Annotated in this window: 24 protein-coding genes and 1 tRNA gene; 12 read left to right on the top strand and 13 right to left on the bottom strand. The window is 69.6% G+C overall.

What is annotated here, in order from left to right:
* Positions 1–37: 37 nt before the first annotated feature.
* A complete protein-coding gene (locus ASD21_RS11055; RefSeq protein ID WP_056440569.1) occupies positions 38–886 on the bottom strand; it encodes an aldose 1-epimerase in 849 nt (282 codons plus the stop codon).
* Between the two features lie 135 nt (positions 887–1021).
* Here ASD21_RS11055 and ASD21_RS11050 point away from each other — a divergent pair, with 135 nt between their 5' ends.
* The 3 genes from ASD21_RS11050 to ASD21_RS11040 all read left to right on the top strand — a co-directional run bounded on the left by ASD21_RS11050 (position 1022) and on the right by ASD21_RS11040 (position 4425).
* On the top strand, positions 1022–2185 hold the full coding sequence (locus tag ASD21_RS11050) for a CaiB/BaiF CoA transferase family protein (RefSeq protein WP_056440567.1): 1164 nt from the start codon (positions 1022–1024) through the stop codon (positions 2183–2185).
* Positions 2182–3315: a CaiB/BaiF CoA transferase family protein gene (locus ASD21_RS11045; protein ID WP_056440565.1), complete on the top strand. Its 1134-nt coding sequence runs from the start codon at positions 2182–2184 to the stop codon at positions 3313–3315. The genes ASD21_RS11050 and ASD21_RS11045 overlap by 4 nt, the downstream gene beginning before the upstream one ends.
* Positions 3316–3399: 84 nt before the next feature.
* Positions 3400–4425: an SMP-30/gluconolactonase/LRE family protein gene (locus tag ASD21_RS11040; RefSeq protein WP_056440563.1), complete on the top strand. Its 1026-nt coding sequence runs from the start codon at positions 3400–3402 to the stop codon at positions 4423–4425.
* A gap of 21 nt (positions 4426–4446) precedes the next feature.
* Here ASD21_RS11040 and ASD21_RS11035 read toward each other — a convergent pair whose 3' ends face one another.
* Entirely contained in the window at positions 4447–5343 is an 897-nt protein-coding gene (locus ASD21_RS11035; RefSeq protein WP_200941422.1) for a helix-turn-helix domain-containing protein, read from the bottom strand.
* A gap of 104 nt (positions 5344–5447) precedes the next feature.
* On the bottom strand, positions 5448–5804 hold the full coding sequence (locus tag ASD21_RS11030) for a hypothetical protein (protein WP_056440558.1): 357 nt from the start codon (positions 5802–5804) through the stop codon (positions 5448–5450).
* 157 nt (positions 5805–5961) lie between these two features.
* On the opposite strand from ASD21_RS11030, the gene ASD21_RS11025 reads away from it, so the two are divergent.
* From ASD21_RS11025 to ASD21_RS11015, 3 genes are all read left to right on the top strand, one after another.
* Complete coding sequence (locus ASD21_RS11025) at positions 5962–9015, top strand: sensor histidine kinase (protein ID WP_056440556.1); 3054 nt, start codon at positions 5962–5964, stop codon at positions 9013–9015.
* 1 nt (position 9016) lies between these two features.
* Positions 9017–9655 (top strand): response regulator, encoded by a 639-nt coding sequence (locus tag ASD21_RS11020; RefSeq protein ID WP_056440554.1) that lies wholly within the window; start codon positions 9017–9019, stop codon positions 9653–9655.
* Between the two features lie 114 nt (positions 9656–9769).
* The gene (locus ASD21_RS11015; protein WP_056440552.1) at positions 9770–10609 is read left to right on the top strand and encodes an outer membrane beta-barrel protein; all 840 of its coding nucleotides are present in this window, start codon (positions 9770–9772) and stop codon (positions 10607–10609) included.
* A gap of 84 nt (positions 10610–10693) precedes the next feature.
* Here ASD21_RS11015 and ASD21_RS11010 read toward each other — a convergent pair whose 3' ends face one another.
* A complete protein-coding gene (locus ASD21_RS11010) occupies positions 10694–11002 on the bottom strand; it encodes a DUF1244 domain-containing protein (protein WP_056440550.1) in 309 nt (102 codons plus the stop codon).
* Positions 11003–11121: 119 nt separating this feature from the next.
* Positions 11122–11198: transfer RNA gene (locus tag ASD21_RS11005), tRNA-Arg, on the bottom strand.
* Positions 11199–11396: 198 nt separating this feature from the next.
* Here ASD21_RS11005 and ggt point away from each other — a divergent pair.
* A complete protein-coding gene (ggt, locus tag ASD21_RS11000; RefSeq protein ID WP_442856962.1) occupies positions 11397–13142 on the top strand; it encodes a gamma-glutamyltransferase in 1746 nt (581 codons plus the stop codon).
* Positions 13143–13196: 54 nt separating this feature from the next.
* On the opposite strand, the gene ASD21_RS10995 is transcribed toward ggt, so the two are convergent.
* Genes ASD21_RS10995 through ASD21_RS10975 form a run of 5 tightly spaced genes read right to left on the bottom strand, consistent with a single transcriptional unit; the run spans position 13197 to position 17372 of the window.
* Entirely contained in the window at positions 13197–14711 is a 1515-nt protein-coding gene (locus tag ASD21_RS10995; RefSeq protein ID WP_056440546.1) for a sensor histidine kinase, read from the bottom strand.
* A gap of 9 nt (positions 14712–14720) precedes the next feature.
* The gene (locus tag ASD21_RS10990; RefSeq protein ID WP_056440544.1) at positions 14721–15458 is read right to left on the bottom strand and encodes a TVP38/TMEM64 family protein; all 738 of its coding nucleotides are present in this window, start codon (positions 15456–15458) and stop codon (positions 14721–14723) included.
* On the bottom strand, positions 15455–16522 hold the full coding sequence (locus ASD21_RS10985) for a quinone-dependent dihydroorotate dehydrogenase (RefSeq protein ID WP_056440542.1): 1068 nt from the start codon (positions 16520–16522) through the stop codon (positions 15455–15457). The genes ASD21_RS10990 and ASD21_RS10985 overlap by 4 nt, the downstream gene beginning before the upstream one ends.
* Complete coding sequence (locus ASD21_RS10980; protein ID WP_056440540.1) at positions 16519–16863, bottom strand: DUF952 domain-containing protein; 345 nt, start codon at positions 16861–16863, stop codon at positions 16519–16521. The genes ASD21_RS10985 and ASD21_RS10980 overlap by 4 nt, the downstream gene beginning before the upstream one ends.
* Positions 16860–17372: a SixA phosphatase family protein gene (locus ASD21_RS10975; RefSeq protein WP_056440538.1), complete on the bottom strand. Its 513-nt coding sequence runs from the start codon at positions 17370–17372 to the stop codon at positions 16860–16862. The genes ASD21_RS10980 and ASD21_RS10975 overlap by 4 nt, the downstream gene beginning before the upstream one ends.
* 77 nt (positions 17373–17449) lie before the next feature.
* Here ASD21_RS10975 and metX point away from each other — a divergent pair, with 77 nt between their 5' ends.
* From metX to ASD21_RS10960, 3 genes are all read left to right on the top strand, one after another.
* Positions 17450–18601 carry a homoserine O-acetyltransferase MetX gene (gene metX, locus ASD21_RS10970; protein ID WP_056440536.1) on the top strand — a complete coding sequence of 384 codons (1152 nt, stop codon included), beginning with the start codon at positions 17450–17452 and terminating at the stop codon, positions 18599–18601.
* Positions 18602–18755: 154 nt separating this feature from the next.
* Complete coding sequence (metW, locus tag ASD21_RS10965; protein WP_056440534.1) at positions 18756–19424, top strand: methionine biosynthesis protein MetW; 669 nt, start codon at positions 18756–18758, stop codon at positions 19422–19424.
* Complete coding sequence (locus ASD21_RS10960) at positions 19421–20224, top strand: endonuclease/exonuclease/phosphatase family protein (RefSeq protein WP_056440533.1); 804 nt, start codon at positions 19421–19423, stop codon at positions 20222–20224. Before metW ends, ASD21_RS10960 begins: the two co-directional genes overlap by 4 nt.
* On the opposite strand, the gene ASD21_RS10955 is transcribed toward ASD21_RS10960, so the two are convergent.
* Positions 20154–21689, bottom strand: coding sequence for a phospholipase D-like domain-containing protein (locus tag ASD21_RS10955; RefSeq protein ID WP_056440531.1), 1536 nt, complete (start codon positions 21687–21689; stop codon positions 20154–20156). The two genes, ASD21_RS10960 and ASD21_RS10955, sit on opposite strands and share 71 nt — an antisense overlap.
* 92 nt (positions 21690–21781) lie before the next feature.
* Between ASD21_RS10955 and ASD21_RS10950 the strand changes: the two genes are divergently transcribed.
* Positions 21782–23338, top strand: a complete 1557-nt coding sequence (locus ASD21_RS10950) for an MFS transporter (protein ID WP_056440529.1) — start codon at positions 21782–21784, stop codon at positions 23336–23338.
* 9 nt (positions 23339–23347) lie between these two features.
* Here the strand turns inward: ASD21_RS10950 and ASD21_RS10945 are convergent, their stop codons facing one another.
* Entirely contained in the window at positions 23348–23692 is a 345-nt protein-coding gene (locus ASD21_RS10945; protein ID WP_012284474.1) for a P-II family nitrogen regulator, read from the bottom strand.
* Positions 23693–23721: 29 nt separating this feature from the next.
* Entirely contained in the window at positions 23722–24528 is an 807-nt protein-coding gene (locus tag ASD21_RS10940; protein WP_056440528.1) for a class I SAM-dependent methyltransferase, read from the bottom strand.
* Positions 24529–24629: 101 nt separating this feature from the next.
* Between ASD21_RS10940 and gloB the strand changes: the two genes are divergently transcribed.
* A complete protein-coding gene (gloB, locus tag ASD21_RS10935) occupies positions 24630–25376 on the top strand; it encodes a hydroxyacylglutathione hydrolase (RefSeq protein WP_056440526.1) in 747 nt (248 codons plus the stop codon).

The following is a 25376-nucleotide window of genomic DNA, read 5'->3' as shown; positions in this document are numbered from 1 at the left end:
CGCTCGCCGGGCGGCGTCAACCCGGATGGAGGCCGGTCTATGAGGACGCCACGTTCATCCACACCGACGCCGTCTCGCCCGGCGCCAGGATTCGGATGCCGCTGTCCTCGCCGTTGAACGGATCGGGGCGGTTGGCGACCGGCTCGGCGCAGACGAAATCGGCGCCCGGCGGCGAATAGACATGCAGCCAGCGGCAGTCCGGCGAGGCGGTCAGGGTCGTGCCGGCGCCGCCCGGCGCCGACAGGGTCGCGACGCCGTTCCAGCCCGTGTAGCAATTGTCGATCAGGGCCGAGACCGCCGTCGGCGCGCCCGCCGCCCAGTCCGAGCGCCATGGGCCCGCGACCTGGGCGGTGGGCAGGCAGTCGTCGTCGATCAGCCAGACGCCGCTCACCCCGGCCCGCAGGCGCTCGCCGTCACGGGTCGGGAAATAGGGATGGAAGCCCAGGCCGGCGGGCATCGGCTCGTTCCCGGTGTTGGTCACCGACAGCGCCTGGCGCAGGCCGTGGTCGCCCAGGGTGAAGCGCTGCTCGGCGCGATAGGCCCAGGGCCATTCGCCAGGCGCGTGGTCGAAGGCCAGCACCGCCTCGGTCTCGCCGGCCGACACCACGCGCCAGGCTCCGCGCCAGGCCTGGCCGTGCAGGGCGTGCGGATGGTCGCCCAGGTTCGGCGACAAGGCCACGTCGTGACCGCCGAAGCTGAAGCGCCCGTCACGGATGCGGTTGCAGAACGGGACCAGGGCGAAATTTCCCGTGTCCAGCACCTCGGTCGCCCCGGCCGGCGCCGGCCGCAGCACGTCACGGCCGTCCCAGACGAACCGGCCGACCGAACCGCCCAGGGCGGGCAACAGCTCGACACGAGCGCGGGCGGTTTGCAGGACGACGGTCATGGGGGCCTCGAAGCAATAGCGCTGACGCGGCCTGCCTACGCACATCGTCCCCCTGAAACAAGCGCCCTTCCCCAACGTCGCCCTAGGCGCGACGGGACGCCCGTCGCATCATCCGTCCGAATAGAGGCGGAGCGGATGAACAGACCCCTGGACGGCGTGCGCATCGTGGCGGTCGAGCAGTACGCCGCCGGGCCCTACGGCACCCAGCTGCTGAGCGAGCTGGGCGCGCGGGTGATCAAGATCGAGGCTCCGTCCCTGGGCGGCGACATCAGCCGGAGCCTGGGCCCCTACTTCCTGGGCGACCAGGACAGCCAGTTTTTCCAGACCTTCTCGCGCGGCAAGCAATCGGTGGCGCTGGAGATCAAGACGCCCGAGGGGCGGGCCGAGTTCGAGCGGCTGGCGGCCGGCGCCGACGCCGTGGTCAACAACCTGCGCGGCGACCAGCCCGAGAAGCTGGCGATCCGCTACGAGGACCTCAAGCACATCAATCCCGCCGTTGTCTGCGCCCATCTGTCCGCCTACGGACGAGGCAACAGCCGCGAGGCCTGGCCGGGCTACGACTATCTGATGCAGGCCGAGGCGGGGTTCATGACCCTGACCGGCGAGCCGGACGGGCCGCCGGTGCGCTTCGGCCTGTCGATGGTCGACTTCATGACCGGCTCGGTGTTCGCGCTCGGGATCGTCTCGGCGATCCTCGGGGCGCGGACCACCGGAGTGGGCTGCGACGTCGACGTGTCGCTGTTCGACGTGGCCCTGCACCAGACCTCCTATCCGGCGGTGTGGGCGATGAACGAGGGCCACCAGGTCGGCCGTCCGCCACGCGGGGCGCATCCCTCGATCAGCCCCTCGCAACGGGTGAAGACGAAGGACGGCTGGGGCATGCTGATGTGCCAGACCCAGCGCTTCTGGGAGGTCTGGTGCGGCCTGGTGGGCCGGCCTGAACTGAAGACCGATCCGCGCTTCCTCGACATGCCGGCCCGCCGCGCCCATCTGGACGCCCTGACCCCGATCCTCGACGCGATCATGGAGCAGCGGACCGGGGCCGAGTGGATGGCCTATCTGGGCGGCCGCGTGCCGTTCTCGCCGATCGCCGATCTGGCCGACGCCTTGGATAACCCGTTCGTCGCCGAGGTGGCCATGCGCGACCGCATCGACCATCCGGCCCGGCCCCAGGGCCTGGACATGCTGGCCTGCCCGATCAAGGTCGACGGCCAACGAATGCCCGCCGCCCGCGCCCCTGCGATGGGCGAGCACAACCACCTGCTGCTCGGACGGCCAAAAAGGCGGGAGGGAGCATGAAGCTCGACGGCGTCAAGGTTCTGGACCTGTCCCTGTTCCTGCCCGGTCCGATGCTGACCCTGATGATGGCCGACCACGGGGCCGACGTGATCAAGGTCGAGCCGGTCGGCGAGGGCGAGCCCAGTCGTCATATCGGCCTGTCGACAAACGATCTGACCGTCTGGTTCCGCAACACCCATCGTGGCAAGCGCTCGGTGCAGCTGGACCTGAAGAGCGCCGAGGGCCAGGCGGCGTTCTGGGCCCTGGCCGGCGAGGCCGACGTGCTGGTCGAGGCCTTCCGCCCGGGCGTGGTCGACCGGCTGGGCGTCGGCTACGAGGCCGTGAAGGCGGTCAATCCGGGCATTGTCTACTGCTCGATCAGCGCCTTCGGTCAGACCGGCCCCTATCGCGACCGTCCGGCCCACGACCTGGCCGTCGAGGCCCTGGCGGGGCTGGTGGCGCTGAACGAGGGCCAGGACGGCAAGCCGGCCATGCCCGGCCTGATGGCCGCCGACGCCCTGGCCTCGCTGACCGCCTTGTCCGGCGTGCTGATGGCCCTGCTGCGGCGGGAGAAGACCGGCCAGGGCGATCATCTCGACGTCGCCATGCTCGACAGCCTGATGGCCTGGACTCCCAACGCCACCGGCCCGGTGTTCGCCGAGGGCCGCGCCAACCTCCCCAAGGCCGAACGCTCGTGGGGCGGGGCCGCGATGTTCAATCTCTATGAATGCGCGGACGGCCGCTGGATCGTGCTGGGCGGCTCGGAGGTGAAGTTCGCGGCCAATCTGTTGGAGGCTCTGGGGCGGCTGGACCTGCTAGACTACGCCAAGCTGTCGCCGGGCCCGGGTCAGGAGCCGCTGCGGGCCTTCTTTCGCGAGACCTTCCGCACACGGAGCCAAGCCGAGTGGGAAAGCTGGTTCGAGGGCCGCGACATCTGTTTCGCGCCGGTCCGCAGCCTGAAGGCCGCCTTCGATGATCCGGCCGTGGCGGCGCGCGGGATGATCGCGCGGGACGCCGATGGAAACGCCGTGGTGGGCACGCCCCTGGTGTTTCGCGAGGAACCCGGGCACGTGGATCCCAGGGCGCCGGACCTGGACGAACATGCCGGCCAGGGATGGCATGCCGCCCGCCCGCGTCCGCCTGGATCGTGACAAGGCTGTCAGCGACAGTAGCGCGACGGCCGAACGCGGGGCACAACAGCGAGGCTTACGATTCCGGCGCCAGGAGCTTCGCCCGTGAACCCAGACTTCCCGATGACCCGTCGCGGCGCGGCCGCCTCGCTCCTCGCCCTCGCGGCCGCCCCCGCCCTGGCCCCGGGCTCGGCCAAGGCGGCGATGCAATCCTACACCGTCGTCGGCAAGGTCGAGCGCCTCGACCCGGCCCTGGACGCCCTGATCGACGCCGACGCGCCGGTCGAGCAGGTGCTGGACGGCTTCACCTGGAGCGAGGGCCCCGTCTGGGTCGGCGGCAAGGACGGCTTCCTGCTGGTCTCCGACGTGCCGGCCAACAAGATCATGAGCTGGTCGCCGGCGCGCGGCGGCGCGGTCTGGCTGTCGCCCTCGGGCTATGCGGGTCCTGAAACGATCAGCCTGCGCGAGGCCGGCTCGAACGGCCTGATCCTGGCGCGCGGCGGCCTGGTGATCGGCGACAGCGGCAATCGCTGCGTCTCGTTCATCGACCTGAAGACCCAGAAGAAGACGGTCCTGGCCTCCAGCTTCGACGGCAAGCGCCTCAACAGCCCCAACGACCTGGTCCTGGCCCGCGACGGAGCGATCTACTTCACCGATCCGCCCTGGGGCCTGAAGGGCGACTGGAGCTCGCCCTATCGCCAGACGGAGTATTCGGGCGTCTATCGCCTGGGGACCGACAACGTCCTGACAATGATCGACAAGACGATCGAGCCCAACGGGGTCGGCCTGTCGCCCGACGGCCGGACGCTGTACGCCACCGACCGCAAGTCGGGCTGGGTCGCCTGGGACCTGGACGCCAAGGGCGCGCCCACCGCCCGCCGACAGCTCGTCGACCGCGCCGCGACCGGCATCGACGGCGGCGACGGCCTGAAGGTCGACCGCGCCGGCAACCTATGGGCCTCGAGCAAGGACGGGATCTCCATCTTCACCCCGGCCGGCAAACGGATCGGAATCATCCGGGCCGACGACGTGATCTCCAACTGCGAGCTGGCCGCCGACGGCCACCTCTACATGTCGTCCAACCACCGCGTGATCCGGATCAAGGTGAAGGCCAGGAAGCTGGCGGCCTGAGTCCCGTCGCCGCCCTTCGGCCTATTGCTGCACCTCGCGGCGCCAGGCCGCCGGGCTGGCGCCGACCTCGCGGGTGAAGACCCGGGTCAGGTGGCTCTGATCGGCGAAGCCGCAGCTGAGCGCCACGTTCGACAGTGGCATGCGGCACGAGCGGATTAGATCCTTGGCCGCGTCCAGTCGCCGCTGGACCAGCCATTGGTGCGGCGTGGTGCCGAACGAGCGCCGGAACGATCGCGAGAAGTGGCCCACCGACAGACCGCACTGGCGGGCGACCTCGGTCAGCGGGACCGCGCCGTCGAGATTGGCGGCGAGGATCTCCTTCGCCCGGCGGGTTTGCCAGGGGGCGAGCCCGCCGCGCGCGCTCCGCGACATCGCGACCATGCCGCCGTAGCGGGTCGCCACATGGGTGGCCACGGCCAGGATCAGGTGGTCGACGAACAGTCGATTATGGACCGCGCCGTCCCGGGCGTTGGCCAGGATCGAAGCGCCAAGGCCGGCGATCGTCGGATCCACCAGGCCGACCCCCGGCGTGTAGTCGAGATCGCCGATCGGGACGGCGTTGCATTCCGCGGCGATCGCTTCGAAGGCGGCGCGAGGGATGTGGACGTGCAACGCGTGATAGGGCTGGTCCAACAACAGCCGAGGATCGCGCCGCAGGTCGTGGAACAGAACCTCGCCCGCCGCCACGTCGCGAACCGGGGCCGCCACGCCGCCCTCCCAGCACCGTTGCCTGGGGTAGTCGCTCAGCTGCAGGCGTACCACCAGGGTGTCGGTCCGCGGGGCGGGGGACGAGACGTCCTGTGTCGGCCGCAGCCGGACCTCCGCCGCGGCGACCTTCCACTTGCCCACGCCGGGCGGGGCGACAAAGAGGCCGGCGAGCTCGGATCCAGCCATTTCCGCGACGCTACGGACAATCATGACGCGCTCCCAACACTGTTCGGACGTGGCCAGACGATCGGCCGAACATTGGCGCCGGTAAATCCCGGATGGGTAGGCGTCGGACGCCCGATCGGGTGGTTGCCCTAGTCGTCAAGCCGGATCACGCGCCGGCCGAACAGCCGCGCATCCAGCGAATAGGCGCCGCCCCCGGTCAGCACGAGTCCGACGATATGCAAGGCGTTGAGCGCCAGCACCGCGGAAAGCGTCCCGTCCGCCTTGGCCGCGCCGAACATCACCAGGACCGCGCAGGCCGCCGCCGCGAAGCGGGTCAGCAGCCCCGCCGTCAGGGCGGCCGCCACGAGGAGGAAGGGCAGGGTCGACCAGGGCGCTTCCAGCGCGGGACCGCCCAGCGCGAATATCAGCACGGCCGCGGCGGCCAGGCGCCCGATCAGGAGCGCCACGCCGATCAGACCGCCCGGAAACATGGCGCCGAGAAACATGAGAAGCGTCCTGTTCGAAGCCACAGCGCTATCTCGATCGACACCCTTTCGTTAAGCTTCCAACGGGGGAGCCGCGCGTCACTCTTTCGAGATTTCGCGTGGGCTTGGCTCGTGAAAGCAAGGCTCGAACGTTCGCGGCCGGCGGAGACGATCAAGCATGAAGACGGCGGCCAGACTTCTGTTCGCGATCGCCGTTCTCCTGGGCCTGGCGCTGGGCGGTCCGGCCCGGGCCCTGGACCCGGCCCGGACGATCCCCCAGTTCAAGCACACCAGTTGGACGGCGGAGGACGGGGCGCCGACCAACATCTGGGCCTTGGCCCAATCGGCCGACGGCTATCTGTGGCTGGGCGCGGCCAGCGGCCTTTATCGGTTCGACGGCGTGACGTTCGAAGCCATCCCGCTGGCCGACGACCACTATTCGCACTCCCATCACATCAACGCCCTGCTGGTCACCCGATCGGGCGAGCTCTGGGCCGGTTATCGTCGGGGCGGCGTCGCGATCTTTCGCGATGGCAAGCTGCGGGAATTTCCGCAAGCCGGCAGCGAAGGAATATTGACCATGACCGAGGACCAGGACGGCGCCGTCTGGGCCGCGTTCAGCACGCCCAAGCACAATCTGGCGCGGTTCGTCGGCGGCAAGCAGCAGGACGTGGACGCGTCGTGGAACCTGCCCGAAGGTTACATCATGGACCTGAGGGTCACCCGCGACGGCACCTTGTGGGTGGCGATCGACGGCAGCCTCTCCTTCCTGCGGCGCGGTGCGAGACGCTTTGAACGCACCGATGTGGTGATGGGGGCCGGCGCCGGTCTGACGGAAGACGCGGGCGGGCGTCTGTGGGTCTCGGATTCCCTCGGGGCCCGCCCCCTCCCGAATGTCGCCAAGGGCGAAACGGCCAGGCGCGGCGCGCCGGCGGGCTATATCGTGTCGGACTCCGCCCGGTACGCCCGCATCCTGTTCGACCGCGACGGCAGCCTCTGGGGCACGACCTTCTCGACCGGCGCCTTTCGCGTCGCCAAGCCGGACGTCGCCTTCGCGACCAACGAACGGACATCAAGGCCGCGCGCCGAAACCTACGAGGCCAAGGACGGGCTGAGCTCCAACAAGGCCGTGCCGATCCTGGAGGATCACGAAGGCAACATCTGGATCGGCACCTCCGCGGGCCTCGACCGCCTGCGCACGGCCAACGTCGTGGTCGAGCCCGGGATCGCCCGGTCCTCACGCTTCGGCTACATGCAGTTCGTCGACCGTGACGGCGCGATCTGGACGGCCGACAGCGACACGGTCTACCGGGCCTCGCCCGGCCAGGCGCCCAGAATGATCCGCGACCGCCTCGACAATCCGACGGCGCTTTGCCAGGACAAGGCTGGCGCGATGTGGCTCGGCGCGAACAACAGCCTGACGCGGCTGGGCGGCCGGCCGCGAACGGTCAAGCCGCCCGTCGCCCGAGACGATCCCTACTCCGGATGCGTGGTGGACGACCGCGGAGACCTCTGGCTGGCCCTGTTCGCGACGGGCTATGGCCGGCTTGACGCCAGGGGCCGATGGACCGTGTTTCCGCCGCTGGCCCCCGAGCTGGTCCACAGCAATATCACGATCGATCGTCAGGGCCGCCTGCTGCTGCCGACGCCGAGGACGCTGTCGCGGGTGGCCGCGGACGGCGCCGTTCAGACCCTTCGCCCCTCGCCCAAGCTTGCCGTGGGCGGCCTGCGCGCGATCTATCAGGGGCCGAAAGACCTGCTGATCGGTTGCGAATTCGGATTGCTGCGCCTGACCGGCGACCGGTTCCAGGCCCTGCAGGTCGCCCGCTTTCCCTGGGCCAAGGGCGTCCAGGGCGTCGTTCAGACCCCAAACGGCGAAACCTGGATCCTCGGCGCGCTCGGCGTCGTCCAGATACGGACGAAAGACCTCGCGCGGGCGTTCGACGATCCCGCGCGACCGCTGAACTACCGGCTGTTCGATCTGAGGGACGGGCTGCCTGGCCCGCCCCAGCAAAACGGGGTCAGGGACGTCGTCATGGGCGGCGACGGACGCATCTGGATCCTGACGCTCGAAGGCGTGGCCTGGATCGATCCGGCCCACATCGCCCGCAACGCCCTGCCGCCGCCCGTCTCGATCCGCTCCCTGACGGTCGACGGCCGCGTCTATCGCGACCCCCGCGACCTGACCCTGCCCAAGGGCGCGTCCAAGCTGCAGATCGACTATACGGCCCTGAGCTTGGGCATCCCCGAACGCGTGCGCTTCCGCTACCGGTTGGAGGGCGTCGACAAGGACTGGGTCGATGTCGGCGGCCGGCGGCAGGCCTTCTACACCAACCTCAAGCCCGGCCGGTATCGCTTCCAGGTCGTGGCGGCCAACAATGACGGGGTGTGGAACGACCAGGGCGCGGCCCTCGCGATCGAGATTCCGCCGACCTTCATTCAGACCAATCTGTTCCGGGCCCTTTGCATCCTGGCTTTGATCGGCCTGCTCTGGGGCCTCTACGCCTTGCGGCTGCGGCAAGTGTCCGATCGCATCCATGGTCGGCTGCAGGTTCGGATGGCCGAGCGCGAACGCATCGCCCGCGAGCTGCATGACACCCTGCTGCAGGGCATCCAGGGCCTGATGCTGCGCCTGCAGTCGGTCGTCGATCAGATCCCCGCCGACCTCCCGGCCCGCCAGGCGCTCGAGGGCGCGCTCGACCGCGCCGACGACGTCATCGTCGAGGGCCGCGACCGGGTGAAGAGCCTGCGCGCCGACAAGGCCGGCGACTTGCACGACATCCTGGCCGAACTGGTCGAGCGGCTCGGCCTGGAGCCGGCGATCAAGGTCCGCATGGTGGTCGAGGGCACGCCCCGCCGCCTGCACCCCCTGGTCCGCGAGGAGATCGAGCTGATCGCCTCCGAGGCCCTGTTCAACGCCCAGCGCCACGCCCAGGCCCGCGCGGTCGAGATCGACGTCGGCTATGGCCGCGGCGCCCTGAACGTGCGCTTCCGCGACGACGGGGTCGGCCTCGACCAGGCCGTGCTCGACAGCGGCGGGCGCGAAGGCCATTTCGGCCTGACGGGGATGGGCGAACGGGCTCGCAAGATCCAGGCGGAGTTCGAGATCCGCAGCCGTCCGGGCGCCGGCGCGGAGATCGAGTTGACCATCCCGGCCGGCGTCGCCTACCTCAGTCTCGGTCGCCGCGCATGGCCCTTCGCCGCGCGCCGCGCCCTGACAAGCGAGCGCTGACATGACCGCCGCCCCCGCCGGCCAGCCGATCCGCGTCTTGGTCGTCGACGACCACCCGATGCTGCGCGAAGGCGTCGCGGCGGTCCTGGCCCTGCAGCCGGACATGGTGCTGGTCGGGGAGGCCGAGAACGGCGCCGAGGCCTTGGCGCGCTACCGGGACCTGCGGCCCGATGTGACGTTGATGGACCTGCAGATGCCGGGAATGAGCGGCCTGGAGGCCATCGAAGCCATCCGCGCCGAGTTCCCGGCCGCCCGGATCGTGGTGCTGACCACCTATGCCGGCGACGTCCAGGCCCTGCGCGCCCTGAAGGCCGGCGCCACCGGCTATCTGCTCAAGGGCGCCCTGCGACGCGAACTGCTGGACACGATCCGAAACATCCACGCCGGCCGGCGCCACCTGCAGCCCGAGGTCGCCCACGAGATCGCCATCCACGCGATCGACGAGACCCTGAGCGAGCGCGAGATCCACGTGCTGCGCCTGGTCGCCGCGGGTCGGGCCAACAAGCAGATCGCCTGGGACCTGTCGCTGTCGGAAGACACGGTGAAGGCCCACCTGAAGAGCATCTTCGCTAAACTCGACGTCGCCGACCGCACCCACGCCGTCACCGTGGCGGCCAGACGCGGCGTCATTGAAATCTAACTCCAGACAAACCTGGGCCGGGCTAGTGTAAAATCCGGGGGCGAATTGAGAATTCTCCCGATTGGTTCGCGGCCCTTCCAGGCTCAGCTTGACGGGCACACGCGGAGAGACGCCATGGCCCGATCGTCCACGAAGTCCTGCTTCCTGACGTCGGGGGCGGCGGTCGGAGCAGCCTTCGTCGCCTTCGCCTCTTCCGCCCATGCCCAGGCCCTGGACGATCGCTATTGGTTGCAGGCCCAGGCCTTCTGGCCCGACATCGACACCACGGTCGCCGTGTCGAACAAGACCGGGACCATCGGCACGAAGATCGACCTGGAATCCGACCTCAAGCTGAGCGATCGAAAGTCCCTTCCGGCCTTCTTCGCCGGAGCCAGGATCGGCGATCGCTGGTCGGTCGTCGGTGAATATTACGCCCTCAACCGCAGCGCCTCCGCCACCGCCGGCCGGGACCTCACCTTCGACGACGTCACCTATCCGGCCGGGGTGACCATCGCCAGCGAGTTCAAGACCGATGTCTATCGGGTGGCGGTCGGCTATGCCTTCGTCCGCAACGACAAGCTCGATCTGGGTGGGGTGGTCGGGCTTCACGTCACCCAGTTCACGGTCGGACTGGAGGGCCAGGGCCATGTCGGAAACGCCGCGGTCCAGACCGAGGCCCGCCAGCGCGACGCCCTCGCCCCCCTGCCGACGCTCGGCGCCTACGGAATCTACCAGGCGACGCCCAAGCTGACCGTGGGCGGGCGGATCGACTATCTGTCGCTGAAGGTCTCGGACTATGACGGCCGCCTGATCAACGCCCAGGCCAGCGTCTCGTATCGCGTGTTCGAGAATGTCGGGATCGGCGTGATGTACCGCTATGTCGACTACGAGCTGGGCATCGAGAAGGAACGCTGGGACGGCGACGTGGCCTACACCTTCAAGGGCCCCGCCCTCTTCCTGCAGGCCGCCTTCTAGCCCGCCACGCCCTCAAGCAAAGTAGACACCGGTTCGCGTGAAGACCTAGAGTCCCGGCCTGATGCAATCGGGTCGGGGGAGGCTCTAGCGTCCGGCCCGCGGTCGCGCGTTGAGCGCCACGCTGGCGTCCATCCGCGCCAATTGCTCGGGCGTCGCCGGCATCTGGTGGCGCGCCTTCCATTCCGATTGCGGCATGCCGTAGATCGCCTCGCGGGCCTGATCCCGGCTCAGCGCGCCCTCCGAGGCCTCGCTCACCCAGTCCCCCAGGCAGTTGCGGCAAAAGCCCGCCACGCCCATCAGATCGACGTTCTGGACATCGGTCCGCAGACGTAGATGCTCGACAAGCCTGCGAAAGGCGGCGGCGGCGAGATGGTCGTCGATCGGAAGGGTCATGGCGGCTCGCTTGGATTGTCCTGCGCCACCATTTGGCGGCTCACGGCCAGATCGGCAATCGCAGCCGACATCGCACGCCCAATGGAGCGGGATCCGTTTTCGATTTCCTGGAGGAAAGATGGCGCGCCCGGAACGATTCGAACGTCCGACCCTCAGATTCGTAGTCTGATGCTCTATCCAGCTGAGCTACGGGCGCGCACTGCCTTTCGGCGAGGCGGGGGAGATAGCCCGGACGATCCCGGGACGCAAGCGGCTTTTGATGCAGAATGCGCGAAGTTTGTGGAGAAGGGCTTGCGGGCCTTGACCCGCGAGGCTCCGCTCCCTTCTTGAGGAAGAGGGTCTGGCCGAGCGGGGATCGCGACGGCAAGCTCCCCGTTTCCGTGCCAAGCCTCCCATGACCGGGGTCCTTCGTCGAAAGTTCGCCATGCGCCTGATTGCTCCGCTGCTCCTCGCCCTGCTCGCCGGCTGCGCGCCGCTTTCGGCGGAGGCCCGACCTCCGGCCGCGGTTGCGGCGGCGGCCTACAAGCCGAGCGGCATGGTGGCGGCGGCCAATCCGCTGGCGGTGGAGGCCGGCCTGCGCGTGCTGCGCGACGGCGGCACGGCGGTGGACGCGGCCGTGGCGGTGCAGGCCGTGCTGGGCCTGGTCGAGCCGCAGAGCTCGGGCCTGGGCGGCGGTTCGTTCCTGATGTTCTACGACGCCAAGACCGGCAAGGTGACCGCCTATGACGGCCGCGAGAAGGCGCCGCAAGGGGCGACCCCGCAGCTGTTCATGGGTCCCGACGGCAAGCCGCTGAGCTTCGTGGCCGCCGTTCTTTCAGGTCGCTCGACGGGCGTGCCGGGGGCCGTGGGCATGCTGGCCCAGGCCCAGAAGGAGCACGGCAAGGCCGCCTGGAGCACGTTGTTCAAGGACGCCGAGGGCCTGGCCGACAACGGCTTCACGGTCAGCCCGCGCCTGGCGGGCATGATCAACAGCACCCGCATCCCGCAGGGCCAGGCGCCCGACGCGGTCGCCTATTTCACCAAGCCGAACGGCCAGCGTTACCAGGCCGGCGACACGCTGAGGAATCCGGCCTACGCCGCCACCCTGCGCGGCCTGGCCAGCAAGGGTCCCAGCGCCCTCTACGAGGGCCCGTTGGCCCAGAAGATCGTCGACCGGCTGCACCAGGGCGAACTGGCCTCCGCCATGACCCTGGCGGACCTGAAGGCCTACAAGCCGCGCTCGGCCGACGCCCTGTGCCGGCCGTGGAAGGTCTACACCGTCTGCGTGCCCAATCCGCAGTCGAGCGGGGTGGCGGTGATCCAGGCCCTGATGATGCTGGAGCACACCGACATCGCCCAGCGCGGGCCGAACGATCCGGTCGCCTGGACCCTGTTGGCGCAGGCCGAACGGGTGATGTACGCCGACCGCGACCGCTATGTCGGCGACCCCTCGTTCGTGAAGGTGCCCGTCGAAGGCCTGCTGGACCCGGCCTATGTCGCCGAGCGCGCCAAGCTGATCGGGCAGACCGCCGGTCCGGCCCCGAGCTTCGGCCAGCCCAAGGGCGCGCCGGTCGTCGGCCCCGACAAGACCCAGGAGCCGGCGGGCACGACCCACATGGTCATCGTCGATCCGATGGGCAACGTGGTGTCGATGACCACCACGGTCGAGAGCGTGTTCGGCTCGGGCCGGATGGTCGGCGGCTTCTTCCTCAACAACCAGCTGACCGACTTCAACTTCGACCCGCATGACGGCGACGGCGCGCCGGCCGCCAACGCGGTGGCCGGCGGCAAGCGGCCGCGTTCGTCGATGGTCCCGATCGTCGTCCTCGACAAGGACGGCAAGTTCCTGGCCGCGCTGGGCTCGCCCGGCGGCTCGGCGATCCTGTCCTATAATCTGAAGGCCATGGTCGGGGTGTTCGACTGGGGCCTGACGATGCAGCAGGCCGTGGCCTTGCCCAACCTGGTGGCGCGCGGCGACAGCTTCTCGGGCGACGTCGAGAAGTTCGGTCCGCAGATGACCGCGGCCCTGCAGGCGCGGGGCGTGGCGCTGAGGACCGGCCAGAACGAGAACTCAGGCCTGCACGGCGTGATCGTGCGGCCGGGCGGGGTTCTGGAAGGCGGGGCCGATCCCCGACGCGAGGGGGTTGCGAAGGGGCTGTAGTTCTTACATCCGCTCATCCCCGGCATTCGCCGGGATGAGCGGTGATCTAGATGCCTAGGGCTTGGACTTGGCCTTGGGCTTCACCGGCTCGGGCGGCGCTTCCGGCAGCGGCTCGGGCGTCCCCGCCAGCGTCAGGTCGAACACCGAACCGCCCGGTCCGGTCTCGACCAGGGCTAGGTCGCCGCCGTGGCCCTGGGCCAGCTCGCGGGCGATGGCTAGGCCAAGACCCGTGCCGCCGCGCCGCACCGAGCCCACGAACGGCTGGAACAGATTGTTGCGCGCCTTCTCCGGCACGCCCGGACCGTCGTCGGACAGCCGCAGGACGCTCATGCCCTCGGCCCGGCGCAGCTCGACGAACACCCGGCCCTTGCCGCCCCGGTCGGGCGCGCCCTCGATGGCCTCGCGGGCGTTGCGCAGCAGGTTGGTGAGGATGCGGTGCAGCTGGTCCGGATCGGCGATCACCTGCTCACGGCTGTCGATCACGGTCTCCAGGGCCACGCCGGAGGGCAGCAGGCCGGCGTCCTCGGCGGCCATGTCGAGGGCGGCGCGCAACGGCGTGGTGCGCAAGGCCGGGGCCGGCTCCTTGGATTTGCCGTAGGCCATCACGTCGCTGGCCAGGGTGATGGCGCGGTCCAGGGCGCGTTCCAGGCGCGGCAGGGCCTGGGCCACCTTGGGATCGCCCAGGGCGGCCAGGCGGTCGGACGCCATCTGGGCGCTGGTCAGCATGTTGCGCAGGTCGTGATTGATCTTGGCCACCGCCTCGCCCAGGGCCGCCAGGCGGGCCTTGGCCTGCAGGGCGGTGATCAGGTCGGACTGCATCATGTCCAGCTCGCGCTCGGCCCGGCCGATCTCGTCGCGGCGACGCGAGACCACGACCCGGGCGGCCGGATCCTCGGGATCGGCGCGGAACCGCTCCATGGCCTGGGTGATGCGTTGCATGGGCCGCACCAGCAGGAAGTTCAGCGACAGATAGATCAACCCGCCGGCCAGGCCCGCCACGAACAGCGTCACGGCGGCCAGGCGCCCCAGGGTGGCGACCAACTGCGCCTTCAGCTGGGCGTCAGGCAGGACGATCTCGACGAACTCGGCCTCCTGGCGGAAGCGCGGCTCGGCCATCACCCGCACCATGCTGCCCGGCGCGCTCTTCAGCGTGAAGAACGGGGCGGCCAGCCACGAGCCGGGGTTCTGGCGGCGCAGATCGACCAGATAGGGCGGCTTGATCTTCAGGCCGCGCGGTTCGGACGGCAGGACAAGGCGGCGGGCGCCGTCGACCTCCAGCGCCACGATCACCACCCCGGCCTGGTCCAGCAGCTGCTGGGAGACCTTGTCGGTCACCCGCCGCTCGGGATCGGCGTCGGCGATGGTCGAGGCCAGTTCGGCGGCTCGCACGCGGTCCAGCAGCCACTGCTCCTCGAAATAGGCCAGGGCGGGGGGCAGGATGACGGCGCCGGCCAGGGCCACGAACAGTGCGGTGAGCAGCAGCAGACGCGCCGACAGGCCGCCGGGCCATGGGAAGCGACGCCCTGGCTTGGCTTTTTCCGGAACGGACGGCGTGACCGGCTCGGTCATCTGTCTGGGTTACTTCAGGTCTGGGGCTTCGGCAACGCGTCGGCGTCGCCAATAGCGCCATAGCGGCGGCAAGAGAGCCAGGGCGCCCATCGCCGCGATCGGCAGATAGATGCGCGGCGAGAACAGGGTGTGCATCGTCACCGGCTCGCCGCTGGCGAAGATATGGCCCAGGCCCGCGCCGATGCCGGCATAGACGAACGAGCTGGGGATCATCCCCAGGAACGAGGCCAAGAGGTAGGTGCGCACGGGGATGTTCATCAGGCCCGAGGCGACGTTGACCAGCAGCAGGGGAAAGGCCGGAATCAGGCGCAGGGTCAGAAGATAGGAGAAGGCGTCGGCCTTGAACCCCTCCTCGACCCGGGCCAGCAAGGCGCCGGGCTTGCGGCGCAGGAAGTTGCCGAAGGCCGACCGGCTGACCAGATAGACCACGGTCGAGCCGCCGGTCGCGCCGGTCACCGCCGCCGCCCCGCCGCCGATCGGTCCGAACAGGAAGCCGCCGGTCAGGGACAGGATCAGCGCGCCGGGCAGCGAGATCGAGACGGTGGCGACATAGAGCAGGATGTAGATCGCGGCGGTCTTCAGCGGGTTCACCGCGGCGTAGTCCTGCAAGGCCTGGCCCTGGGCCTGCAGGGTCTCGAGGTTCAGCTTGCCCGCCAGGCCGGTGGCCAGGGCCACGACCAGCAGGATAAGCAAAGCGGCCAACGGCCCGAAGCGCCGCAGCCAGGCCAGGGTGGTGTCGGGCGTCATCCCGCGCCGACCGCGTCGGTCACCGAGGCGAAGCCCTCGGCGCGCAGCCGGGCGGCCAGGTCGGTCTTGATCCGCTGGACCAGGCCCGGCCCGCCATAGACCAGGGCCGAATAGAGCTGCACGGCGCAGGCTCCGGCGCGGATCTTGGCCAGGGCGTCGGCCCCGCTGGCGATCCCGCCCGCGCCGATCAGCGCCAGATGTCCGCGGTTGGCCGCGTGGAAGCGGGCCAGCATGGCGGTGGAGGCGCTCAGCAGCGGCTTGCCGGAAAGACCGCCGCCTTCGCCCTTGTGGGGCGAGACCAGGTCGGCGGGGCGGGCGATGGTGGTGTTGCTGACGATGACGCCGTTCAGGCCGTTGGCCGTGACCGTCTCGACAATGGCCTCGACCTCGCCGTCCTCCAGGTCGGGCGCGACCTTCAGGAAGATCGGATAGTCGACCGTGCCGGCCGCCTTCAGCAGACCGCGCGCCTCGGCGATCCTGCCCAGCAGCTCCTCCAGCGCCGCCTTGGTCTGCAGGGCGCGCAGGCCGGGCGTATTGGGCGAGGAGATGTTGACGGTGAAGTAGTCCGACAGGCCCCACAGCCGCGTCAGGCCGGTGACATAATCGGCGATCCGGTCCGTGGCGTCCTTGTTGGCCCCGATGTTGGCGCCGACGACCACGCCCCCAGCCCGCCGGGCTTTCAGGGCCGACAGGCGAGCGGCGAACGGCTCCAGGCCCTCATTGTTGAAGCCCATGCGGTTGATCACCGCCTGGTCTTCGGTCAGCCGGAAGAGGCGCGGGCGCGGATTGCCGGCCTGGGCGAGGGGCGTGACGGTGCCGCATTCGACGAAGCCGAAGCCGGCCTGGGACATGGCGGCGGGGACCTCGGCGTTCTTGTCGAAGCCGGCGGCCAGGCCCACGCAGTTGGACAACGGCAAGCCTGCGACCGTGCAGGCCAGGATGGGGTCGTCGACGTCCATCTGGCGCGGACCCAAACCCATCTTCAGGCCCTTGATCGCCCAGCCGTGGGCGTCCTCGGGGTCGAGCGCGTGCAGGGCGCGCGAGGCGATGTCGTGAAGGCTCATGCGGCAAGCTCGCCCAGCATCGGCACGCCGTCGGCGTCGAGTTCGAGCGCCCGCTCGGCGATCACCTCGTCCGCGTTCAGGTCGCGGAACAGGTGCGGAAACAGGGCCCCGCCGCGCGAGGCCTCCCATTTCAGGGCCTCGCCCAGGTCGTCGGCCTCTACGGTCAGCAGCATCAGGCCGGCCTGGTCCTTGAAGTAGAGCTCGGCGGTTCGCTGAGCGGTGTCCGGACCGGAGAAGTGGATGAAGCCGTCGGCCAGATCGACCGCCGAACCGGCGAAGGCCCCCGCGGCGCGGGCGGCGTCCCACTCGGCTTTTGGAAGGATCTTGTAGATCTTGCTCATTCGCCGCCGTGCCCGCCGTTTTCCGAAGCATAGAACAGGTGGCTCAAGGTCGGGGCTCCGTCGGGATCGATCGAAAACACCGCGACGGTCGCGGTGGGAAACTTGCCGCGCAGCTGGGCCAGCTTGGCGGGGTCGGCCGGGCCGCCCATGGCCAGGCGCAGGGCCAGTTCGTGCAGGCCGGGATTGTGGCCCACGACCATGACGGTTCCGGTATCGGGCGCGTCGTCGCGAATCGCCGCCAGCACGTCCTGGGGCTCGGCGTGATAGAGATCGCGGCGGGTCTCGACCCGCGCCTTGGAAAAGGCCGGCGCGGCCGCCTCCCAGGTCTCCCGGGTGCGGCGGGCCGAGGAGACCAGGGCGAGGTCAGGCGACAGGCCCGCCTTGGCCAGGACCTTGCCCATCAGGGCGGCGTCGTTCTGGCCGCGCGGCGCCAGGGCGCGTTCGAAATCGCCGCCCGAAGCGGCGTGCTGCTCGGCCTTGCCGTGGCGCATGAGGATCAGTCGGTCCATGATCCTCCATAGCCTTCACCGGAGCGCTCCGGAAGCGCGCGGTTGACACGGAAGGCGCCAAGCGGTCCAAGGCGGGCATGGCAAATCTCGATTTCGCCGGGGCTGTGCTGTCGGAGGGCGGAACCTGGCGGTTCCCGCCCCACCAGCCCTTGCGGCTCGACTCCGGCGCTCATCTGGAAAACCTGGAGATCGCCTACCGCACCTGGGGCACGCTGAACCCGGACGGCACGAACGCCATCCTGATCTGCCACGCCCTGACCGGCGACCAGCATGTGGCCGGAACCCACCCGGTCAGCGGCAAACCCGGCTGGTGGACCCGTCTGGTCGGCCCGGGCAAGCCGATCGACCCGGCCAAGCACTTCATCATCTGCTCGAACGTGGTCGGCGGCTGCATGGGCTCGACCGGCCCGGCTTCGATCAACCCGGCCACCGGCCAGCCCTACGGCCTGACCTTCCCGGTGATCACCATCGCCGACATGGTGCGCGGCCAGGCCATGCTCGTCGAAGCGCTGGGGGTGGAAACCCTGCTGGCCGTGGTCGGCGGCTCGATGGGCGGCATGCAGGTCCAGCAGTGGGCGGCCGACTACCCGGACAAGCTGTTCAGCGCGGTGATCGTCGCCTCGGCCTCGCGCCACTCGGCCCAGAACATCGCCTTCCACGAGGTGGGCCGCCAGGCGATCATGGCCGACCCCGACTGGAAGGCCGGGGCCTACGCCCAGGGCAAGTCGCGTCCGGAAAAGGGCCTGGCCGTCGCGCGGATGGCCGCCCACATCACCTATCTGTCCGAACCGGCCCTGCAGCGGAAGTTCGGCCGCGAACTGCAGCGCGACGGCCTGTCCTGGGGCTTCGACGCCGACTTCCAGGTGGAGAGCTACCTGCGCCACCAGGGGGCGACTTTCGTCGACCGCTTCGACGCCAACTCCTACCTCTACATCACCCGGGCGATGGACTATTTCGACCTGGCCGCCAGCCATGGCGGGGTGCTGGCCCAGGCCTTCGCCAAGGCGCGCCACGTGCGCTTCTGCGTGCTGTCGTTCACCAGCGACTGGCTCTATCCGACCGCCGAGAACCGCCACATCGTCCGCGCCCTGACCGCCGCCGGCTGCCGCGCGGCCTTCGTCGAGATCGAGAGCGACAAGGGCCACGACGCCTTCCTGCTGGACGAGCCGGTGATGGACGCGGCGCTGCAGGGCTTCCTGAGCTCGGTGGAACGGGAAAGAGGACTGTGATGGTTCGCGTGAACCAGGCCCTCCCCCTGTGGGGGAGGCGGCCGAAGGCCGGTGGGGGGAGTCTTCGGATCGTCGATCCGGGTTCCGATCACCTGCCGATCACTCCCCCCTCCGTCGGCTGCGCCGACACCTCCCCCATGGGGGGAGGAGCTTGATGATCCGCGAAGACTTCAAGGAGATCCTGCGCCTTGTCCGTCCGGGCTCCCGCGTGCTGGATGTCGGCTGCGGCGAGGGCGTGCTGCTGGACCTGCTGACGAAGGAAAAGCAGGTCGACGGCCGGGGGCTGGAGATCAGCGCCGAGGGCGTGGCCGCCTGCATGTCGCGCGGCCTGTCGGTGGTGCAGGGCGACGCCGACCAGGACCTGGACCACTTCCCCGACCGCACCTTCGACTACGCGGTGCTGTCCCAGACCCTGCAGGCCACGCGCCGGCCGCGTCACGTGCTGGACGAGCTGCTGCGGATCGCCGACCGGGCCGTGGTGTCGTTCCCGAATTTCGGCCACTGGCGCGTGCGCTGGTCGCTGCTGCATCGCGGGCGGATGCCCGAGACCGAGGCCCTGCCCCTGCCCTGGTGGGCGACGCCCAACATCCACCTGTGCACCCTGGCCGACTTCCTGGCCCTGACCGAGGACCTCGGCGTCCGCATCGACGCCTGCGCCGCCTTCGCGGGCAAGGGTCCGGCCCGGCAGATCGACCCGACCAAGGCCCTCGAGAACTGGCGGGCGGAAACCTGCCTGTTCATGCTCAGCCGCAATCCCGAGCCCGCCCAGCCTTTGTCATCGGCGGAACCTCCAGCGCCTTCAGGCGATCTCTTCGACGGATGAAGCTTCGTCTCATGACCTACAATGTCCACCGTTGCGTGGGCACGGACCGCAAGCTCGATGTCGAGCGGGTGGCCGAGGTCATCGCTGCGGAAAACGCCGACGTGGTGGCGCTTCAGGAGCTGGACGTCCGCCGGGCCCGCACCAAGGGCGTGGACCAGGCTCACCGCCTGGCCGAGCTGCTGAAGATGCGCTCGCACTTCCATCCGGCCATGGCGGTGGAGGAAGAGCTCTACGGCGACGCCATCCTGACCGCCCTGCCCGAGCGCAAGGTCAGGGCCGGCGGCCTGCCGCTGTATCCGCTCATTCCTGGCCTGGAGCCGCGCGGCGCGATCTGGGTCACCGTCGACGTCGGCGGCACGCCCGTGCAGATCATCAACACCCACCTGGGCCTGGTGCCCCAGGAGCAGAAGCGTCAGGCCGCGGCCTTGCTGGGCGAACAATGGATGGCGCACGAGGACTGGAAGGCTCCGGGCATCCTGCTGGGCGACTTCAACGCCACGCCCTATTCGGCCACCTACCGCTTGCTGAAGACCGTCCTGCGCGACGCTCAGACCCGGAGCGCGTCCTGGACCCGGACGCCGACCGCGACCTTCCCCTCGAACTTCCCGTTCATGCGCATCGACCACGTCTTCCTGACCAAGGGCGTGGAGACGGTGGGGGTGCGCTCGCCCTACGGCGCCCTGGCGCGGACCGCCTCGGACCATCTGCCGCTGGTGATCGACCTGGAGATCAGTCCTGCAGGTGACCCGGCAGCAGCGGCGACTGATGACCGTCCATCAGGCGGTGCAGCTCGCGCTTGAGGCGCTTGCGGCGGCCCCAGGGCCGCCAGGCGTCGATGGGCGAGATGGCGTCGCCCAGGCTCCAGTCGGCGATGAACTGCTGCACGCCGGTCAGCGCCTTGATCGGCACCGGGGCCAGGCGGCGCGGCGCCCCGCCCTTGCGATCCAGTTCGTTGATCGTCGCCGCCAGGCCGCCCAGGCGATCGTAGGTCTCGAGCACGTGCTCGGTCTCGTGGTCGAGGAAGTGGCCGATCAGCCGTCCCAGGAAGGCGCGAATCGCGGCGCGGCTGGTCTCGTCGGTTCCCTCGAAGGCGATGTCGCATTCGGTGTCGAGCCCGATCGAGCGGTTGTTGAGGTTGGCCGAGCCCAGCCGCAGCAAGCGGTCGTCGATGATCGTCACCTTGGAATGGACGATGATCGCCCCCCCTTTGGGCGTGCGGGCGCTGAAGGCCGAGAAGCGGCCGTGGGCGTCGACCTCGCGTAGGCGATTGATCGCCGAGGTGCGGGCGCTGTCCATGGTCATCTGGTCGAAATAGCTAGGGCTTTGAGCCGGCCCCACGGTCACCACCTCGGGGCCGTCCGGCTCGGCCAGGCGATCGGCCAGGGCTTCGACGATGATCGGCGAGGTCAGGTACTGGTTCTCCAGATAGATCAGGCGCTTGGCCGACCTGATGCTGGCCAGGTGCATCAGCATCGACTCGTTGATCTCCGGATCGCTCTTCCAGGCCGGCTGGGTGCGGCAGACGCCGACGGGCGCGTTGCGCAGGTCGGGGACCAGATAGTCCGGCCAGGGCGTCTCCTCGGGCTTTTCCGACCGCTCAAGCGCCTCGCCGGTCGAACGGTTCCAGCGGGCGATGAACAGGTCGCCCAGGGCCTCGGCCGCCTTGCCGTCGACCAGGGCCGCCACTTCGTGGCGAGCAGGATAATGATGGCCCGTGGGAAGGCGACGTCGCGGGTCGTTGTCCAGGTGCTGGGTGGTGTCCCAGCGGTCGACGCCGATGTCGCCGCCGCTGACCAGGGCCACCGAGCCGTCGACCACGACCACCTTCTGGTGATGGCAGGCGCTGGCCGGCAGGGTGTTGTCCAGGTGGTACTTGACCCGCGAGCCGGTGAAGAACACCTGGCCGCGATGCGGGCCGAACAGCTGCGAGGCGGCGATCGGGAACGGCATGTCCCAGACCAGGATCCGCACGTCCAGCGCCGGGTTCAGCGCCGCCTGCCGGCGCAGCAACAGGCCGATGCGGTCGACATGGGCCGGGTCGCGGCTCTTCCTGACCCGATCGGGGTCCAGTCGGGTCAGCGGGTCGAACACCCAGGCCAGGATCCAGATCGACTTCCTGGCCGACAACAGGATGGCCTTCAGGGCGTCGAACGCCTCGTCGTTGTCGATGAACAGCGCCAGCCGGTCGGCCTGCTCCACGCGCCAGCAGGTGGCGCCCGGTCGGAGCAGCGTAACGGAAGTCAGCGAGGATGCGTCGTCGGCCATATCGCCCCTTGTGCCATGGAAATTCGTCAACGCGCGGACCCATGTTATGGCTCCGCTTGGATAGAAGTCTCCCGCATGTTTGTTGGACGCCCATGACAACCCAGACGCCCGCCCACCACGTCCTCGCCGACCGCCAGCGCCTGTGGGCCTTCTGGCTGGGCTGCCTGGTGGTCACCACGGGCGTCGTCCTGCACGTGCCGATGTACCTGATGGGCGCCGACATCGGCTACCAGCTGTCCGGGATGAAGATGGACCTGGGCATGACCGTGGGCATGCTGATCATTCCGCCCGGCTGCGCCTTGGCGGGCTGGGGCCTGCTGCCTCGGCGCGGGATCGACCACCACCTGGAGCACACGATCGAGGTCACCCCGCCGGAGGACGCCCCGCTGGGACTGGCCCACTGGAGGTTGATGCTGGTGCTGGTCGTGGCCCTGATCATCGACATCATGAAGCCGGCCAGCCTGGGCTTCGTGGTGCCCGGCATGATCAAGGAATACGGGGTCAGCAAGGCCATGGTCGCCTGGCTGCCCTTCGCCGCCCTGACCGGCACGGTGACCGGATCGATCATCTGGGGCGCCCTGGCCGACGTCTTCGGGCGGCGGGCCTCGATCCTGCTGTCGGCGGTGATGTTCGTCGGCACCTCGATCTGCGGCGCCATGCCCGATTTCTGGTGGAACGTGATCATGTGCTTCATGATGGGCGCGGCGGCCGGAGGGCTGCTGCCGGTGGTCTACGCCCTTCTGGCCGAGACCATGCCCTCCAAGCATCGCGGCTGGGCCCTCGTGCTGGTCGGCGGGCTGGGCGCGGTGGGCGGCTACCTGGCCTCGTCCGGCTGTTCGGCCTGGCTGCAGCCGGAGTTCGGCTGGCGGATCATGTGGTTCCTCAACCTGCCGACCGGCCTGATCCTGATCGCCCTGTCCGGCGCGATCCCGGAATCGGCCAAGTTCCTGGTCACGATCGGCCGAACCGACGCCGCCCACGCGGTGATGAAGCGGTTTGGCTCGGTGGTCCGCGAGAAGGCCGACAACCCCGAGGATCATCATCACGTCCTGACGCCGCCGCCGGTCGAGCGGCGCTTCATCGGCAAGACGGTGGCGCTGAGCATCGCGGCGGTGGCCTGGGGCCTGGTCAATTTCGGCCTGCTGCTGTGGCTGCCGGCCGAGCTGGTCGCCGAGGGCCACAGCGTCGGCGTCTCAAGCCAGCTGCTGGCCAAGTCGGCCCTGATCGCCTTTCCGACCGTCTTCGTCTGCGCCTTCCTCTACAGCCGCTGGAGCACCAAGTGGGCGCTGGCGACGACCATCGCGATCAGCGCCCTGGGCGTGGCCGGGGTGCTGACCATCGGCCCCGGCGTCAGCCCGGTGCTGCCGGTCGCCCTGATGATCATCGGCACCAACGGCCTGCTGGCCATCCTGCTGCCCTATACGGCCGAGAGCTTCCCGCTGCGGATTCGCGGCCGGGCCACCGGCTGGGTGGCGGCGTGCAGCAAGTCGGGCGGGCTGATCGCCCAACTTCTGGGCATCCTGGCGGCGGTGCCGCCCCTGAAGATCGCCGCCCTGATGATCATCGCGCCGCTGGCGCTCGCCCTGGCGCTGGTCTCATGGTTCGGGACCGAGACGCGCGGACGGGACCTTCGGGAGCTGGAGGGGTAGGGGTAGGGGCTAGCCCGCGATCGCCGCGGCGTCGCGTTCGCCGGTGCGGATGCGCAGGGCCTGTTCCAGGTCCATGACGAACACCTTGCCGTCGCCGATCTTGCCGGTGTTGGCGGTGCGCTGCAGGGCCTCGACCACCGGCTCGACCACGTCGTTGGCCACGGCGATCTCCAGCTTGACCTTGGGCAGCAGCTTCACCTCGTACTCGGCGCCGCGGTAGACCTCCGTCTTGCCCTTCTGTCGGCCATAGCCGCGCACCTCGGTGACCGTCAGACCCGAGGCGCCCGCCTCGGTGACCGCCTCAAGCACGGCGTCCAGACGACTGGGCTTGATTACGGCGACGATCATCTTCATGGCGCGGCTCCCGCTGACGACGGCTTATTCTACGACCTGAGGCTAGGCCCGGGAATCGATGGCTCCAAGGGCTTTGCGGCATTTAGATTACGCGGCGCCTTTCGAACAGGCGCCGGACCGCCCGGCGAGGGCGAAAGCACGCCGGGCGCGAACACCCGCACCCGTTCACGGCTGCCGCGCGGCTTGACCGCGAAGGTTTGCTTGACCGCCTCCATCAGGATCAGGCCGGCGAAACGCGGCCACAGGCGGGCGCCCACCTGTTCGAACCCTTCGGCCCAGCGGGCCGCCACCGGCATGGGCGGGGCGTAGAGGGCTCTCGTCCAGCCGGCGGGCTCCAGGTCCGCCTCGCGCAGCAGGGCCTCCAGCTGATGGCGGCTGAACGGCCGGCCGTGGCCGAAGGGCGTGCTCTCGGCCCCGGCCCACAGGCCGTCGCGCGAGGCCACGGCGACGATCAGCCGGCCCGAGGGCGCCATGACCCGCCAGATCTCGCGCAGGACCGCGGCCGGGTCGTCGGCCTCCTCCAGGGCGTGGACGGCCAGGATGCGGTCGAACATGGCGTTGGCGAACGGCAGGGCGGTCTCTTCGACCAGCGTCGCGGCGTTGGCGCCGCCGCTGGGCCAGACCTCGACGCCCTGGGTGGCCGGCATGGCCGCCACCGCCCGGCGGGCCTGGGTGCGGGCCTTCTCCAGGAAGGGCGTGGCGTAGCCCAGGCCAAGGACGTCCAGCCCGCGCGCGTCGCCCCAGGCCTCCTCGACCTTGCGGCCCAGCATCTCGCGGGCCGCGCGTCCGAGCGGACTGGCGTAGAAGGCTCTGAGATCGAGCACGTCGCGGCGCATTGAGTCTCCCGATCGATCGCTTCATCTATGTAGGCGGGCCCGCCCTTCGCGTCACGCCCAACACTAAAGAGCATGGCTGCCCCTAGTTCGGAGTCGAGAGCATGTCGCTGACCGTCCACCAGTTCGCCTGCCTGTCGGACAATTACGGCTTTCTCGTGCGCGACGACGCCACCGGAACCACGGCGACGATCGACACGCCCGACGCCGACGCCATCCTGGCGCAGTTGGCCAAGCTGGGCTGGAAACTGGACCTGATCCTCAACACCCACTGGCACCCGGACCACGCCGGCGGCAACGCGGCCGTGCAGGCGGCGACCGGGGCGACGATCGTCGGCCCGCCGGAGGTGACCCGCATCGCGCCGCTGGACCGCGCCGTCGGCCAGGGCGACACGGTGATGCTGGGCGACACGCCCCTGGCGGTGATCGACACCGGCGGCCACACCCTGGGGCACATCGCCTATCACGACGCCCAGGATCATATCGCCTTCGTCGGCGACACCCTGTTCGCCCTGGGCTGCGGCCGATTGTTCGAGGGCACGGCCGAACAGATGTGGGGCTCGCTGTCCAAGCTGGCCGCCCTGCCCGACGACACCACCGTCTATTGCGCCCACGAGTACACCGCCTCGAACGCCCGCTTCGCCCTGTCGGTGGACGACGACCCGGCGCTCAAGGATCGCGCGGAGGCCGTGTTCGCCGCCCGCGAGCGCGGCGAACCGACCGTGCCGACCACCATCGGCCTGGAAAAGGCGACAAATCCGTTCTTGCGCGCGCCCCTCCTGCGTCCCCATCTGGCGCCCGCGGAGGCGTTCGGCGAGATTCGCGCCGCCAAGGACAGCTTCAAGGGGTGA

The sequence above is a fragment of the Caulobacter sp. Root1455 genome (assembly GCF_001426905.1).
In the GTDB taxonomy this organism is placed as follows: domain Bacteria; phylum Pseudomonadota; class Alphaproteobacteria; order Caulobacterales; family Caulobacteraceae; genus Caulobacter.
This window is presented reverse-complemented; position numbering and strand designations above follow the sequence as displayed.